Origin of the sequence: Bradyrhizobium sp. LA6.1, assembly GCF_040547805.1 — a bacterium.
GTDB lineage: Bacteria > Pseudomonadota > Alphaproteobacteria > Rhizobiales > Xanthobacteraceae > Bradyrhizobium > Bradyrhizobium barranii.
The window spans coordinates 533485-549286 of the sequence record NZ_JBEPQK010000004.1 but is presented as its reverse complement, the minus strand read 5'-3'; the positions used below and the strand labels follow the sequence as shown (position 1 = coordinate 549286).

Annotated in this window: 16 protein-coding genes; 14 read left to right on the top strand and 2 right to left on the bottom strand. The window is 64.6% G+C overall.

Going from position 1 to position 15802, the window contains the following annotated elements; translation table 11 throughout:
* The 11 genes from ABIB99_RS13200 (at position 1) to ABIB99_RS13150 (ending at position 11365) form a co-directional block, all read left to right on the top strand.
* A complete protein-coding gene (locus tag ABIB99_RS13200) occupies positions 1–1062 on the top strand; it encodes an ABC transporter ATP-binding protein (RefSeq protein ID WP_354176105.1) in 1062 nt (353 codons plus the stop codon).
* A complete protein-coding gene (locus ABIB99_RS13195) occupies positions 1059–1256 on the top strand; it encodes a hypothetical protein (protein ID WP_208089046.1) in 198 nt (65 codons plus the stop codon). The genes ABIB99_RS13200 and ABIB99_RS13195 overlap by 4 nt, the downstream gene beginning before the upstream one ends.
* Complete coding sequence (locus tag ABIB99_RS13190) at positions 1253–2668, top strand: amidase (protein WP_354176104.1); 1416 nt, start codon at positions 1253–1255, stop codon at positions 2666–2668. Before ABIB99_RS13195 ends, ABIB99_RS13190 begins: the two co-directional genes overlap by 4 nt.
* Complete coding sequence (locus ABIB99_RS13185) at positions 2665–3639, top strand: ABC transporter ATP-binding protein (protein WP_354176102.1); 975 nt, start codon at positions 2665–2667, stop codon at positions 3637–3639. The genes ABIB99_RS13190 and ABIB99_RS13185 overlap by 4 nt, the downstream gene beginning before the upstream one ends.
* A gap of 362 nt (positions 3640–4001) precedes the next feature.
* Positions 4002–4271, top strand: a complete 270-nt coding sequence (locus tag ABIB99_RS13180) for a GlsB/YeaQ/YmgE family stress response membrane protein (protein ID WP_063980822.1) — start codon at positions 4002–4004, stop codon at positions 4269–4271.
* Positions 4272–4531: 260 nt separating this feature from the next.
* Positions 4532–6280, top strand: coding sequence for a type I secretion system permease/ATPase (locus ABIB99_RS13175; RefSeq protein ID WP_354176101.1), 1749 nt, complete (start codon positions 4532–4534; stop codon positions 6278–6280).
* Entirely contained in the window at positions 6277–7611 is a 1335-nt protein-coding gene (locus ABIB99_RS13170; protein WP_354176100.1) for an HlyD family type I secretion periplasmic adaptor subunit, read from the top strand. Before ABIB99_RS13175 ends, ABIB99_RS13170 begins: the two co-directional genes overlap by 4 nt.
* 240 nt (positions 7612–7851) lie before the next feature.
* The gene (locus ABIB99_RS13165) at positions 7852–9321 is read left to right on the top strand and encodes an AMP nucleosidase (RefSeq protein WP_259259338.1); all 1470 of its coding nucleotides are present in this window, start codon (positions 7852–7854) and stop codon (positions 9319–9321) included.
* Between the two features lie 120 nt (positions 9322–9441).
* A complete protein-coding gene (locus ABIB99_RS13160; RefSeq protein WP_166345570.1) occupies positions 9442–10062 on the top strand; it encodes a tetratricopeptide repeat protein in 621 nt (206 codons plus the stop codon).
* Positions 10063–10197: 135 nt separating this feature from the next.
* The gene (locus tag ABIB99_RS13155) at positions 10198–10473 is read left to right on the top strand and encodes a DUF1488 family protein (RefSeq protein ID WP_063980827.1); all 276 of its coding nucleotides are present in this window, start codon (positions 10198–10200) and stop codon (positions 10471–10473) included.
* A gap of 67 nt (positions 10474–10540) precedes the next feature.
* Positions 10541–11365, top strand: coding sequence for a hypothetical protein (locus tag ABIB99_RS13150; protein ID WP_354176097.1), 825 nt, complete (start codon positions 10541–10543; stop codon positions 11363–11365).
* 29 nt (positions 11366–11394) lie between these two features.
* Here ABIB99_RS13150 and ABIB99_RS13145 read toward each other — a convergent pair whose 3' ends face one another.
* Both ABIB99_RS13145 and ABIB99_RS13140 read right to left on the bottom strand, forming a co-directional pair.
* Complete coding sequence (locus ABIB99_RS13145; protein ID WP_354176096.1) at positions 11395–12384, bottom strand: alpha/beta hydrolase family protein; 990 nt, start codon at positions 12382–12384, stop codon at positions 11395–11397.
* A gap of 102 nt (positions 12385–12486) precedes the next feature.
* Positions 12487–12969, bottom strand: a complete 483-nt coding sequence (locus ABIB99_RS13140) for a CinA family protein (RefSeq protein WP_063980829.1) — start codon at positions 12967–12969, stop codon at positions 12487–12489.
* A gap of 141 nt (positions 12970–13110) precedes the next feature.
* On the opposite strand from ABIB99_RS13140, the gene ABIB99_RS13135 reads away from it, so the two are divergent.
* Genes ABIB99_RS13135 through ABIB99_RS13125 form a run of 3 tightly spaced genes read left to right on the top strand, consistent with a single transcriptional unit; the run spans position 13111 to position 15772 of the window.
* On the top strand, positions 13111–14169 hold the full coding sequence (locus tag ABIB99_RS13135; protein ID WP_354176094.1) for an amidohydrolase family protein: 1059 nt from the start codon (positions 13111–13113) through the stop codon (positions 14167–14169).
* A 24-nt stretch (positions 14170–14193) separates the two neighbouring features.
* Positions 14194–15306 carry an amidohydrolase family protein gene (locus ABIB99_RS13130; RefSeq protein ID WP_028149262.1) on the top strand — a complete coding sequence of 371 codons (1113 nt, stop codon included), beginning with the start codon at positions 14194–14196 and terminating at the stop codon, positions 15304–15306.
* Positions 15307–15358: 52 nt separating this feature from the next.
* A complete protein-coding gene (locus tag ABIB99_RS13125; protein WP_028149261.1) occupies positions 15359–15772 on the top strand; it encodes a Rieske (2Fe-2S) protein in 414 nt (137 codons plus the stop codon).
* Positions 15773–15802 lie beyond the last annotated feature (30 nt).

The following is a 15802-nucleotide window of genomic DNA, read 5'->3' as shown; positions in this document are numbered from 1 at the left end:
ATGAGCGAGAGCAACACATCCGTTGAAATGCTGGAGCCGGTCGAGGACGTTGGCGGCGTCGCGCAACCGCTGCTCCAGGTCAACGGCCTGACCAAGCATTTCCCGGTGCGCGGCGGGCTATTCGCCGCGAAACGCACCGTGCGCGCGGTCGACAACGTCTCCTTCTCGGTCGCGAAGGGCGAGACCGTCGGCATCGTCGGCGAATCCGGCTGCGGCAAGTCGACCACCGCGCGGCTGCTGATGCATCTGATGCCGCGCGATACCGGGGACATCATCTATGACGGCATGACCGTCGGCCAGGCGCTGTCGTTGCGCGAGCTGCGCCGCGGCATGCAGATGGTGTTCCAGGATTCCTATGCCTCGCTCAATCCGCGCCTGACGATCGAGGAATCAATCGCGTTCGGCCCGAAAGTGCACGGCATGGCCGATGGAACGGCCCGTGCGCTCGCGCGCGAGCTGCTCGGCAAGGTGGGCTTGCGGCCGGAAAACTTCGCCAACCGCTATCCGCACGAGATCTCCGGCGGCCAGCGCCAGCGCGTCAACATTGCGCGTGCGCTGGCGCTGTCGCCGCGGCTGGTGATTTTGGACGAAGCCGTCTCGGCGCTCGACAAATCCGTCGAGGCACAGGTGCTCAATTTGCTCGCCGATCTCAAGCGCGAGTTCGGCCTGACCTATCTCTTTATCAGCCACGACCTCAACGTCGTCCGCTACATCAGCGATCGCGTGCTGGTGATGTATCTCGGCGAGGTCGTCGAGCTCGGCCCGGTCGACCAGGTCTGGGACAACCCTGCGCATCCCTATACGCGTGCGCTCCTTGCCGCGATGCCGTCCTCGGACCCCGATCGTCGCACCGAGAAGCCGCCGATCACCGGCGACCCGCCTAATCCGATCGATCCGCCCCCGGGTTGCCGCTTCCACACCCGCTGCGCGTTTGCGGAGCCGCTCTGCGCAAATGCAGCACCAAAGCTCACCGCGCTCGATACAATGGGCCACGAAGCCGCGTGCTACATGGCGATACCCGGATCAGGCCATAGCCGCGCGCCCGCAGAGGAAACAGCATGACAAGACCGACACCCAAAGAGATCAAGCCGATCGCGCAAGTCGCGGGCGTTCCTGTCGATGACGAGATCGCGACGCGTATCTCCAATTCCATCGGACCGGCCTTCGAAGGCTTTGCGGTCATCGCCGGCACGCTGCCGTTCGATCTCGAGCCCGCGCTCTATCCGATCGCGCAGACGCAGAAGGTGTCGAAATGAGCCGTGAGCCTGCATTGATGACGCTCACCGAGGTCGCGCGTGCGATCGCGATGAAGCAGGTGTCCTCGCACGAGGTGACGCGCGCGCTCTTGCATCGTATCGCGCAATGGCAGCCGCATCTCAACGCCTTCATGTCGGTTGAAGCCGAGCCCGCGTTGAAGGCTGCCGCGGCCGCCGATGCCGAGCTCGCCAAGGGCAACGTCCGCGGTCCGCTGCACGGCGTTCCGCTCGCGCACAAGGACATGTATTACGACGCAGGCCACGTCTCGACCTGCGGCTCGCTGATCCGCCGCGATTTCGTACCGACCGTCACGTCGACTGCCTTGCAGCGGCTGAAGGATGCCGGGCAGGTCCGCCTCGGCACGCTGCATCTGGCCGAATTCGCCTATGGCCCGACCGGCCACAACGCGCATTACGGTCCGGTGCGCAATCCCTGGAACGTCGCGCACATCACCGGCGGCTCGTCCTCCGGCTCCGGCTCGTCAGTCGCGGCGCGCCTGACGTTCGCGGCGCTCGGCTCGGACACCGGCGGTTCGATCCGCATGCCCGCGCATTTCTGCGGCGTCACGGGATTGAAAACCACCGTCGGCCGCGTCAGCCGCGCCGGCGCGATGCCGCTGTCGCAATCGCTCGACACGGTCGGCCCGCTCGCCCGCACCGCCGAGGATTGCGCGCTGCTGCTGGCGCTGATGGCCGGTCCCGATCCCGCGGATTCGACCTGCAGCCACGAGCCGCTGTCCGACTATGTCGGCGCCACCAAGGGTTCGCTCAAGGGCCTGAAAATCGGCGTGCCCGCGTCCTTCTATGTCGACGATCTCGATAGCGAGGTCGCGCGCGTGCTGGACGAGACCATCGCGGTGCTCAAGCGCGAGGGTGCCGACATCGTCACGGTCGAGTTGCCGGACCAGCGGCAATTGTCGGCGGCAAGCCAGCTCGTGCTCGCAGCCGAAGCGGCCGCCTTCCATAAGCGCTGGATGATCGAGCGTCCGCAGGACTATGGCCCGCAGGTCCTGATGCGGCTTCAGAACGGTCTCGCCGTTCCCGCCATCACTTATCTGGAGGCGATGCGCTGGCGCGGCCCCGCACTCGCCGCGCACAATGCAGCCACGGCTGGTGTTGACGCGATCATCGCGCCGGCATCGCCGGTGCCCGCGCCGACGATCGAGGAGAGCGACGTCGGCGGCGGCCCGAACGCGCCGGCGATGGTGCAGCGGCTGACACTGTTCACCCGCCCGGTGAATTTTCTCGGCCTGCCGTCGCTCACCATTCCCTCCGGCTTCACCAAAAGCGGCCTGCCGATCGGCATGCAGCTGATCGGCCGCTCCTTCGATGAAGCGACCCTGCTCACCATCGGCGCCGCCTTCCAGCGCGTCACCGCCTATCACGATAGGTTGCCGAAACTGCCGTCATGACAAAGCTCGTCGACATCTCAGGCCTCAACATCCGCTTCACCGGGGAACGCACGGTCTATGCCGTGAACGATCTCAGTCTCTCGCTCGGTGACGGCGAGGTGCTGGGCCTGCTCGGCGAGTCCGGTTCCGGCAAGAGCGTGACCCTGCGTGCGCTGATGCGGCTGCTGCCGAAGAAGCGCACGCAGATCACGGGCAAGGTCAATGTGATGGGCCGCGACGTGCTCGCCATGAACGACGAGGAGCTGTCGTCGTTCCGCGGCCAGACCGTGTCGATGATCTTTCAGGAGCCCGCGCTCGCGCTCGATCCGGTCTACACCATCGGCGCGCAGATCGCCGAAAGCGTCGTGCGCCACGAAGGCAAGTCCTATGCGGAAGGGCGGGCGAGGGCGCTCGAAATGCTCGAGGTCGTGCGCATTCCCTCCGCAAAGCGCAGGCTCGATGCCTATCCGCACGAGATGTCCGGCGGCATGCGCCAGCGCGCGATGATCGCGCTCGCGCTCGCCTGCCGTCCGAAGATCTTGCTGGCGGATGAGCCGACCACCGCGCTCGATGCCACCGTGCAGATCCAGATCCTGCTGCTGCTGCGTGAGCTGCAGCGCGAGTTCGGCATGTCCGTCATCTTCGTCACCCACGACATTGGTGTTGCGATCGAGATCTGCGACCGTGTCGCGGTGATGTATGCCGGCCAGATCGTGGAGCAGGGGACGCTCCGCGACATCGTCCGCACGCCGGTTCACCCCTACGCCAAGGGCCTGCTCGCCTCCACCATCCACGGCGCCAAGCGCGGCGCCCGGCTGGAGACGATCCCCGGCACCCCGCCATCACTGGCCGAAAAGCCGAACAACTGCTCTTTCGCCCCCCGCTGCACGGTCGCCCAGCCGCGGTGTCTGGAGCAATTGCCTGCGAATGTGGAGGTAGGGCCGGGTAGGGCGGCGAGATGCGTGCTGGCCGAGCCGGTGACGGCGTCGTAGTTCGTTCTCCAGCCGTACTACATCCCCGCGCAACACTGCGCTCCCTCCTCCTTGCGGGGGAGGGCGGGGGAGAGGGGTAGCCACAAACTCAGACCTCGCCCGTGGCCACCCCTCTCCCTGCCCCTCCCCCGCAAGGGGGGAGGGAATGAGAGAGCGGCGCCTCCCTCACTTCAAATCGCGCACTTCTTCAGAATCCCTCTACGACAACACCGACTTGTCACAGTTCACCTCGCACCGCCGGCCAACTGCACTCCTACTGTGCATGGGGTTGTTTTCGACATTTTTATCCGAACCGACCATTCAGACCCCATTCATCCCGGTTCCGGTTCCATGCCCCCGTTCATGGAGAGGGACTTCAACTTATGTACATTTCTGGCCAAGGCCTCATCGTCATCCTGTTCGTCGGCCTCGTCGCCGGCTGGCTCGCCGGCAAGGTGGTGCGCGGCAGTGGGTTCGGCATCATTGGCGACATCGTGATCGGCATCGCCGGCGCGTTTGTCGCAAGCTTCCTGTTCCCGAAGCTCGGCATCCATCTCGGCACCGGCCTCGTGTCCGAGATCATCTATTCCGCCATCGGCGCCATCATCCTGCTCCTGGTGGTGCGGCTGGTGCGCGGCGGCGGCCGGCTCTAGCGTCACATTGGCTCGGTGAGCCAGAACTTTCGCCTCTCCCCCGCTGGGGAGAGGCCGCGATGTCTGCTATAAAAAGCCGCAAAGACTGTGAAATACCGGACTTGCGTGCGAGGCCGTCAGGGGTAGAGGTGGCCTATCAGGGACCTGGATTAATTCGACCGCGTTCGTCGCGGGGGAATACGATGTTAATCCGGGTCGCGTACCCCTGAACGACCTAGGAAATCAGGGGCGTTGCCCCTTACCCGAAAGAGATCAGACTGATGGCAGCCGTACCCGGCGTCCGCCGTTCAGAGCTCGGTGACGCCTTGCGTGCTTGTCGCACGGCGTTCGTCGGCGTCGGCTTGATGAGCTGCATGATCAACCTGCTCTATCTGACTGGGTCGATCTTCATGCTGGAGGTCTACGACCGGGTTCTGCCGAGCCGCAGCGTTCCGACTCTCGTCGGCCTGATCATCATCGCCAGCTTCCTCTATATGGCGCAGGGCATGCTCGACATGATCCGAAACCGGATCCTGGGGCGGATCGGCACGGCGCTCGATGAAGCCCTCAACAAGCGCGTGTTCGACACCGTCGTGCGCCTGCCTCTCCTGGTCGGCAGCCGCAACGAGGGCCTGCAGCCCCTGCGCGACCTCGACAATGTCCGCTCGTTCCTCGGCGGCATGGGCCCGAGCGCGTTCTTCGACCTGCCCTGGCTGCCGCTGTACCTGGCCATCTGCTTCGCCTTCCACGTCATGATCGGCCTCACCGCCTTGGCCGGCGCCATCATCCTAGTCGGGCTGACGCTGGTCACCGAGTTCCTGTCCCGCCAGCCGGCGAAGGACGCGATGGGCCTCGCCGCCCAGCGCAACGATCTCGCCGCCTCCAGCCGGCGCAACGCCGAAGTCATGGTCTCGATGGGCATGACCGGCCGGATGAACCAGCGCTGGAGCGAGGCCAACGAAAAGTACCTCGACGGCAACCAGCGTGCGAGCGACGTCGCCGGCGGCCTCGGTGCGGTCGCGAAAGTGCTGCGCATGATGCTGCAATCGGCCGTGCTCGCGGTCGGCGCCTATCTCGTCATCCACCAGGAAGCGACCGCCGGCATCATCATCGCCGGCTCGATCCTCTCCGCCCGCGCGCTCGCGCCGGTCGATCTCGCTATCGCGCACTGGAAATCCTTTGTCGCGGCACGTCAGAGCTGGCAGCGCCTCACGCGTCTGCTGGAGCAGATGCCGCCGCAGACGATGCCGACCCAGTTGCAGGCGCCCACCAGTCGTCTGTCGGTCGAAGGCATCGCCATGGTGCCGCCGGGCGATCAGCGCCTCATCGTGCAGGACGTCACCTTCGCGCTCACCGCCGGCAATGGCCTCGGCGTGATCGGGCCGAGCGGCTCCGGCAAATCGTCGCTGATCCGCGCGCTGGTCGGCGTCTGGCATCCGGTCCGTGGCAAGGTGCGGCTCGACGGCGCGGCGCTCGACCAGTGGGCCTCCGACATGCTCGGCCGCCACATCGGCTATCTGCCGCAGGACGTCGAATTGTTCGGCGGCACCATCGCGCAGAACATCAGCCGTTTCGATCCCGAGGCCACCTCTGACGGCATCATTTCCGCGGCGAAGGAAGCCGGCGTGCACGAGATGATCATCAAGATGCGCGAGGGCTACAACACGCAGGTCGGCGAGCAGGGCACCGCGCTCTCCGCGGGCCAGGCGCAGCGCGTGGCGCTGGCGCGCGCGCTCTACGGCAGCCCGTTCCTGATCGTGCTCGACGAGCCCAATTCCAATCTCGACACCGAGGGCGACGAGGCGCTGACCCGCGCGATCCGCAGCGCGCGCGAGCGCGGCGCCATCGTCATCGTGGTGGCGCATCGCCCGATCGGCGTCGAGGCGGTCGACCAGATCCTGGTGCTGCGCGACGGCCGCATGCAGGCGTTCGGGCCGAAGGAGCAGGTGCTTGCCCAGGTGCTTCAGCCGCGCGTGACGCCGCCGGCACCGATCAAGATCGTTAGCGAAGGCGGAGTGCCCAAGTCATGAGCACGATGGCTATCGGCGGCGGAAAGCCCGCCGCGAAGAGGACCGTGCGGGATTCCATCAGGTTTCATCTGATGCTCGGGCTGGCCATCGTGCTGGCCCTCGTCATCGGTCTCGGCGGCTGGGCGTCGACAGTGCAGATCTCGGGGGCCCTGATCGCGCCGGGCCAGGTCGTGGTCGAATCCAACGTCAAGAAGGTGCAGCATCCGACCGGCGGCGTGGTCGGCGAGCTGCGTGCCCGCGACGGCGACGTGGTCAAGGCCGGCGATATCGTGGTGCGGCTCGACGACACGGTCACCAAGGCGAACCTCGCCATCGTCACCAAGAATCTCGACGCCGCGCTGGCGCGCACGGCGCGGCTCCAGGCCGAGCAGCGCGGTGTCGACAAGATCGAGTTTCCGCAATCGCTCCTCGATCGCGGCAACGATCCCGACGTCAAGAACCTGCTCTCCGCCGAAACCAAGTTGTTCGACGTCCGCGTCAATGGCCGCGCCGGGCAGAAGGCGCAGCTCCGCGAGCGTGTCCAGCAGCTCAACGAGGAGATCGAAGGACTCTCCGCGCAGGAAAAGGCCAAGGACAGGGAGATCGTCCTGGTGCAGCAGGAACTGGTCGGTGTCCGCGATCTCTATGAGAAGCACCTGGTGCAGATTTCCCGCCTCACCACGCTGGAACGCGACAGCGCCCGCCTCAACGGCGAGCGCGCGCAATACATCGCCTCGCGCGCGCAGGCCAAGGGCAAGATCACCGAGACCGAGCTACAGATCATCCAGGTCGACAAGGACATGGTGAGCGAGGTCTCCAAGGATCTGCGCGAGACCAACGACAAGATCGGTGAAATGATCGAGCGCAAGGTCGCCGCCGAAGACCAGCTCCGCCGTGTCGACATCCGCGCGCCGCAGGACGGCATGGTGCTGCAATCGACCGTGCATACCGTCGGCGGCGTCGTCACCGCCGGCGATGCCCTCATGCTGATTGTGCCGCAGGCGGACGATCTCCAGGTCGAAGCCAAGGTCAATCCTGTCGATATCGACAAGCTCCAGATCGGCCAGAAGACGCTGCTGCGTCTGTCCGCGTTCAACCAGCGCACCACGCCCGAGCTCAACGGCGTCGTCAGCCGCGTTTCGCCCGACGTCACCACCGACCAGCGCACCGGCCAGAGCTACTACACCATCCGCGTGTCGATGTCCCCGGAAGAGGTCGCCAAGCTGGGCGACTCCAAGCTGATCCCCGGCATGCCGGCGGAAGCCTTCGTCCAGACCGGCGACCGCACCATGCTGTCCTATCTGATGAAGCCGCTGCACGACCAGCTGATGCGGGCCTTCCGCGAGAAGTGACGCGCGAAAGCGCGTCGTCCCGGAGCGCGCCGCACACTCGCTGTCATCGCCCGGCTTGACCGGGCGATCCAGTATTCCAGAGGCGGCTGTGATCGAACCGGGACGCCGCGGCGTACTGGATGCCCCGGTCAAGCCGGGGCATGACAGCGGAGTGTGTGGTCCGCAAGCCGCCCTTCGCTGACGATTGCCATCGTTCTTTGCTATAGTTCGACTCAAGCCCAGCAACCCGGCGGTCGAACAATGCAGTCCCCACCCTCCATCGCCACCAAATCCTTCACCGACGCCGTCCTCGCCGTCGCCCGCCTCGAGGAAATCTATGAGCGCAACACGAAATTCCTGCGCGACCGGTTCGAGGCCTATGTCAACGGCGAGGCGATCACGACGCGGGTGCGAGCCTATTATCCCTTCGTCCGCGTCACCACCGCGACGTATGCGCGGCTGGACTCGCGTCTTGCCTACGGCTTCGTCGCCGGGCCCGGCGTGCATGAGACCAGCGTCACGCGGCCGGATCTATTCCGCGCCTATCTCACCGAGCAGATCGGGCTGTTGATCCAGAACCACGGCGTTCCCGTCGAGATCGGCGAATCAGCCGAGCCGATCCCGATTCACTTCGCCTATCGCCGCGACATCAACATCGAAGCCGCAATCACCACCAGCGAGAATTCTCTTGTGACACGATCGCTGCGCGATGCGTTCGACGTGCCCGATCTCACCACCATGGACGATGCGATCGCCGACGGCACCTTCGAGCTTCAGCCGGGCGCGCCCGAGCCGCTGTCCCTGTTCCGGGCTGCCCGTGTCGATTATTCGCTGCGGCGGCTCTATCACTACACCGGCACCGATCCCGAGCATTTCCAGAATTTCGTGATCTTCACCAACTACCAGTTCTATGTCGATGCCTTCGCGCAGCTCTGCCAGCAGCGGCTGCAGTCCGGCGAAGCCGGCCTCGAAGCCTTCGTCGCGCCCGGCAATGTGATCACGGGCAGCGGCGGCGCAACCAGCGGGGTGGCGCCTGCCCGCGCGCCGCAGATGCCGGCTTTCCATCTGGTCGCGCCTGGCTATCGCGGCATCACCCTGATCAACATCGGCACCGGCCCGTCGAACGCGCGCAACGTCACCGACCACGTTGCTGTGCTGCGCCCGCATGCCTGGCTGATGCTCGGCCATTGCGCAGGCCTGCGCAACACGCAGCGGCTCGGCGACTACGTGCTCGCCCACGGCTATGTACGTGAGGACCACGTGCTCGACCGCGAGCTGCCGCTCTGGGTGCCGATCCCGGCACTGGCCGAGATGCAGGTCGCGCTCGAACAGGCGGTCGAGGACGTCACCGGCCTCGAAGGTTTCGAGCTAAAGCGCCTGATGCGCACGGGCACCGTCGCGAGCGTCGACAACCGCAACTGGGAGATCTCGGGGCCCGAGGTGATCCGCCGCATGTCGCAGTCGCGCGCGGTCGCGCTCGACATGGAATCGGCCGCGATCGCCGCCAACGGCTACCGCTTCCGCGTTCCCTACGGTACGCTGCTCTGCGTCTCCGACAAGCCGCTGCATGGCGAGATCAAGCTCGCGGGCATGGCCAGCGAATTCTACCGCCGCCGCGTCGGCCAACATCTCGAGATCGGCCTGAAGGCGCTGGAGCGGCTCAAGCAGCAGGAATCGGAACGGCTGCATTCGCGAAAGCTGCGAAGCTTCGCCGAGGTCGCGTTCCAGTAAAGGACAACGTGACTGTCGTACGAACGCTGACGTCTCTGTGAGCGCAGCGTCCTGGAATATCGCTGCCGATGCAGGGTTATCACGTCGTCCGGGGCCGCTTGAACAGGACAGGAGGCAGACATGATTACAGCGATGATCAGGCTCGTCACGCTCGGTACATTTGCGGCAGTACTGTTGAGCTCGCCGGCCTTTGCCGCCGGCGGCGGTGGCGGTGGTGGTGGCGGGGGCGGCATCAGCTCCACTGATCCCTATGCCGGAGCCTACGCGGATCAGAGGCTGCAGCCGCAGCCAGTCTACCCGAAACGCTGGGGCACCAAGGCGACACACAAAGGCAGGAAGCCGAACAACCAGTCCAGTATCGGCGATCCCGCTTTCGCGGCCGGCTACCGCGTGGCTTATGACACCATCTACGAGCGCAACGACTATGCGACCGCGATCGCGGAATTAAAATCGCTCGGCCATGACGACCATCCGAACGTCGCCAACCTCATCGGCTATTCCTACCGCAAGCTCGGCGACTACGAGCAGTCGCAGGTCTGGTACGAGCGCGCGTTGAAGGCAGATCCGAACCACGTATTGACGTGGCAGTACTACGGATTGTGGCAGCTCGAGCGGGGTAACCGCGAGCAGGCGCTCTATCATCTCAGCCGGATCGCTGCCATCTGCGGGACGGATTGTGAGGAGTATCGATCGCTGGCCGCGGCACTCGACAAGCCGACCGGCACGGCGCTCGCCTACTGACGTCGGAGCCGGGCCGACCGACGGAAGCTCGCTGTTGATGAACATCGCATGACAGCGATGCCTCCTGGCGCGGGTGGTGACAAAGCGCCAGATTTTCAGCATTGTCCCGTTCGGGGGCGCGAACGGGACAATTGGATGCCGCTGTCGCGCGACAGGATCATCGGCCACGACCTCGAACGGTTGGCCTTTCGCTTCACGATGATGCGTGAGGATGAGGTCGTGCATTGCCAGATCAGCGATGCCGCGATGGACGAGCTCGCGGGCATGCAGGGCACCGAGAGCAGCGCGCGCCAGGCGCAGTTCCTATCCCTGCGTGAGACCATCGAGCGGCTCGCGTCGGATATCTATGACGAGGCGCCGCGGGTCCAGGGATATGTGGTGCGGATCTTCATGCGGCATCTGGCAAGATAGCAGGGCATCCGCGCAACTCGCCACGGCTGCGAAAGGATTCATTAAGGGCAGCCTGTAGTTGCAATGGATGGCGGTGACCCGGCGTGAGATGATCTCTCGCGGTAACCCACACCAAAACTCTCACATGACCAGAAGATCAATCCTGCTGCTCCTCGTCGTCGCCCTGCTGGCCGGAAACCTGGCATATGCGAGCCTCTCCGGGCCAAGCGCGTTTGCGCGCGATTTCGATCAGAACATCGCGCGCTTCCCTTTGGCCGCGTCGATTGCCCGCAGCGATCCCGCGCTCAGGGCGGTCTTCCTTCGGGAGACCGAAGAGGCCTTCAACGAGGGCGGATGGCCCGCCGCCAATGGTGCACTCAACATGATCCTGGCGAGCGAGATGGAAGTCTATGCCGACGACGAGCACATCAATGCCGTGGACCGGGCGGAGCTGGCGACCCTCCTGAAGCTCGCGAGCAACCCGTTGGCTTGCAAGTCCTATCTGTTGGCCGGTTCCCAGCGCGGTGAGTTTACGGACGCAGCGCAAGAGGTTGCGGATCTTGGTGCGGCACATGGGGCGGCGATCGCAAACGGCTTCGAACGCAGGATGAAGGGTGTTGCCCGGACGCAGGCGAGCGACGCTGAAATCGCAGCGGTCGAAACGCAATTGCGTCTGGGGCCATTCGCGGAGCTCACCCGGCAGGAGCTTGGCGCCCAGTCGAGATACCTCGGCGGCAACGCTGCTCTGATGTGCAGCGCGGCGACCAAGAAGCAGCTCAATCTGCTTTCAATGGACAGTGCCGACTCGGCCTCCGCCTCGCGCAAGCGGAGAGCCGGGAAGTACGATATCGATATCGTAGAGGTTCGCGCGAAGCTCTGCCGCGAGCCCGGCAACGGCTTGTCCTGCTCTTAGGCCGGCGCGGCGCCGGGCCGAGGGCCGCGTCACGGCTTGGCGCTTTCGGCGAAATGCTTGCGAAAGAACGCAACGACATCTGCGTGAAGCCGTCGGTGGAAATCGACGCGATCGAAATCCGGCGCATCGGTGCAGACGGCGGGGGCCTCCCGGGCGTCCTTTGGGGTGCAGGTCGCGAGGAAGGAAAAATGCCGGGCATTGTCCACGAAATGGTAGTCCGGCTTGATCGGAAGCCTTTGATTGATCGCTGCCGCACAGCATCCGGATAGACCATCGGCATTCTGCGCAGGGTCAGAACTCCACAATTGAACCGGCACTGCTATTGCTTTCAGATTCTCCTCCGGGAAGACGAACACCGGATAGGGATCGATGATGACCGCGGCCCTGACGCGCTTATCATGGGTCGTCGGCTGATCAGGAAGCTCGCCGCTTTCGAGTTGCTTGCACGCCTTCAGGCTGGACGTCTCGCAATTCGGCAATCCCTTGCGCAGATCGGGATTGCCGCCGATGACGACGAGGCCGGTGTAACCGCCAAACGAAAACCCGTAGAGCCCGATGCGCTGAGGATCGATGCGGGATGCGTCCGGCCACCCCTCCAGCATATAGTCGATCAGCCGGCTCATGTCCGTGGGGCGCTCGACGAGAACCGAAAGACTGTCGGTGCGGCTGGTGTCACGCATGGTGTCGCCGGGATGATTGAGCGCCGCCACGACGAACCCGGCATCGGCCAAAGCCGCGGCCGTGTCATGGTGACCGCCGAACCATCCTCGGCGGCCGTGCGACATCACGATGAGTGGAAGGTTTTCTCCGGTGATCGGACATGCGGGCACGGCGAAGAAGGTGGCGCCACGCGCATCCATCTCGCGAGGTGGCTCTGCACACGGAGTCCAGACCAGCAATCGGATTGCCGGTCCCGCCGGACCGGCAGGAATGTCGAAGTTTCTGACCCCGGCGGCTTGCGCCGTCGTTATCCCAAGGACGAGCAGGGCGGCGAAGACGAACGCAGGCAATTGCATCATTGCTCCTCTCGCGCCTGGGCGGTGACGCGCTCGCTCATGCGCCGGCACGACGGTCAGTCCGGCTGGAGATGGGGAGCGCGTGCGGTTCCCATGTGAGGGCGTTCACCCCTCCAGCTTCCTCAGCAACAGCTTCAGCGCCGTGGCAGCAAACATCTGCATGTTCGCAAACCGGTCGTTGTTGCCCGTCTCCAGCGTGATCACCTCCGCCGCGGGTCCCGAAACCGCCATGCAGCTGTGGCCGGCGGCATCGCCGTAGCGGTTGCCGGTGGGGCCGGCGGCGCCGGTTTCGGACAGGCCCCAGTCGCAGCCGAAGCGGCTGCGCATCTGTTCGGCCAGCAGCTTTGCATAAGGCTCCGACGAGGAGCGAAAGCCCTTCATTCCTTCGTCCGAAATATCCATCAGCACACGCCTGGCATCGCGGGTGTAGACCACGGCGCCGCCGAGGAAATAGGCGGAGGCGCCGGGCACCGCGAGCAGGCTGGCCGAGATCAGGCCGCCGGTCGAGGATTCAGCCACTGCAATGGTCTGTTTGCGCGCGATTAGTCGGGCCGCAACCTGTTCCGCAATGCCGACGAGCTCTTTCATCCCTTTAACCTCTCAGTCCTCGCAACGGAGCTGTGCCTTCCTAGCATATGACAGCGGCCTTGGCCGAGTTGCGGGCGACGGGCAGGCCTGCTTGAATGGTGGACAAGACAAAACGTGACGAGGAAACGTGAAGGAGACGTGATGGCGTCCCTGATCGCCGGCGGGGTGGATTGCGACGTGCATCCGGCCGTGCCGCATCTGACCAGCCTGCTGCCGTACCTGAATGACTATTGGCGCGATCAGGTGACGACGCGCGGCATGGTCGACCTTGTCTCGCAATCCTATCCGCAGAACTCGCCGATCGTGGCGCGTCCCGATTGGCGGCCGGAAACCGGCAAGCCCGGCGCAAGCCTGGAGGACATGCAGCGCCATCTGCTCGATCCCTTCCAGCTCACATACGCCATCTGCAATCCACTCTACGGCGTGCAGATGGTGTTTTCGGAAGATTTGCAGGCCGCCTTCTGCCGCGCGTTGAACGAGTGGCTGGTGAAGGAATGGCTCGATCGCGATTCACGGCTGCGTGGTTCGATCGTGATCCCCACGCAAAGTGTCGAGAAAGCCGTCGCCGAGATCGAGCGCTGCGCACAGGACCGCCGCTTCGTGCAGGTGCTGATGCTGGTCATGGGCGACACGCCGCTCGGCAAGCGCGCGGTGTGGCCGATCTACGAGGCGGCGGAACGGCTCCAGCTGCCCATCGGGATTCACGCCGGTTCCGCCTATCACAATCCGCCGACTGCCGTGGGCTGGGGTTCCTATCACATCGAGGATTATGTCGGTCAGGCCCAGGCGTTCCAGACTCAGCTCACCAGTCTGATCGTCGAGGGCGTGTTCGCCAAATATCCGCGGCTGAAAATGGTCATGCTCGAATCCGGCGTCTCCTGGATCTCCCCTTTTCTCTGGCGCCTGCACAAGTTCTGGCGCGGGGTGCGAATGGAGACGCCATGGGTCGATCGCGCGCCGCTCGACATTGTGCGCAGCAACATCCGGTTCTCTTTACAGCCATTTGATGCGCCGCCGGAACCTGAGACATTAATTCGCCTGTTTGATCATATGCAGTCCGACGAATTGGTTCTATTCTCCACGGACTATCCGCACTGGCAATTCGACGGCCAGGACGCGCTGCCCGAGGGCCTCACCCCCGATCTCGTGCGCAAGATCATGATCGAAAATCCGCATGCGACCTATCCCCGCCTGACTTAGCCCGCTGCCAAAGGAGGCAAGGCGATGAATGTCCAATTCCGCGAGAGCACCGAAGCCGCTTCCCCACTGACCGTCAAAACCGCAATCGCGGACTGCGACATCCATCCGGCACGCGCCACCCGCACCGAGCTCTATCCTTATCTAGCGAAACGCTGGCAGCATCATCTCGAAGTCTACGGCGTCCATGCCTATCAGGGCATGATGGAAGGCCCGCCCTATCCGAAGGCCCAGCCCAACGCATCGCGTCGCGACGCCTATCCGCCGGAAGGCGGGCCGCAGGGCTCTTCGTTGTCCTTCATGCAGAAGCAGCTGCTCGATCCCAACAACGTGGAACTCGGCGTGCTCAATCCGCTCAACACCGGGCAGGGCATCCGCAATCACGAGCTTTCGGCGGCGCTGTGCTCGGCGATCAACGACTGGCAGATCGACAAATGGACCAGCAAGGACAAGCGTCTGAAGGCGTCCATTGTCGTCGGCAATGAGGACGGCCTGTCGGCCGCCGCTGAGATCCGCGAGCGCGCCGGCGACAAGAATTTCGTGCAGGTGCTGCTGCTCAGCCGCAATGTCGAGCCGCTCGGCCAGCGCCGTTACTGGCCGATCTACCAGGCCGCGGAAGAGGCAGGGCTTCCCGTCGGCGTGCACGCTTTCGGCTTCGGTGGCAATCCGATCACGCCGTCCGGCTGGCCTTCCTATTACATCGAGGAGATGGTGGGCCACTCGCAGTGCCAGCAATCGGCGCTGGCGAGCCTTGTCTTGGAAGGTGTGTTCGAGCGCTTTCCGAAGCTGAAGATGGTGATGATCGAGGCCGGCTTCGGCTGGGCCCCGTCGCTCGCCTGGCGGCTCGACAAGGTCTGGCACCGGCTGCGCAGCGAAGTGCCGCATGTGAAGCGGCCGCCGTCGGAATATATCCGCGAGCAGGTGTGGTGGACCACGCAGCCGATGGAGGACCCGGAGCGGCGCGAGGACCTGTTCGACGTCATCAAATGGATCGGCTGGGACCGACTGCTGTTCGCGACCGACTATCCGCATTGGGACTATGACGAGCCGTCGCGCGTGCTGCCGGCGGGCGTCAGCGACGCCAACCGCGAAGCGTTCTATCTCGGCAATGCGCGCAAGCTCTATGGGATAGCCGCATGATCCGGAAAAGTGTGAAGCGGTTTTCCGATCAGATCATGCGGAAGACATAAGCATGGCGCGGCACGTGATTGCGGCGGTGGATGAGCTTCCGCCGGGCACGCGAAAATTTCTGGAGATCGACGGACGGCCGATCGCGGTCTTCAACATCAAGGGCGAGTATTTCGGCCTGATGAACCGCTGCCCGCATCAGGGCGCCGCGCTGTGCGAGGGCCCGCTGATCGGGCTCGCGCAATCAAAGGATCCCGGCGAGATCGAATACACCAAGCTCGGCGAGATCATCCGCTGCCCCTGGCACGGTTGGGAGTTCGACATCCGCACCGGCCAGTCCTATTGCGACCCCCGCCGCTTCCGCGTGAAGGCCTATCCGGCGCATGTCGAGCCGGGTGCGAGTGTGGTGAAGGGCCCGTATGTCGCCGAGACCATCCCGGTGAAGGTCGAGAGCGATTACGTGGTGGTGGAGCTTTAGGTCACTGTCATTCCGGGGCGATGCGAAGCA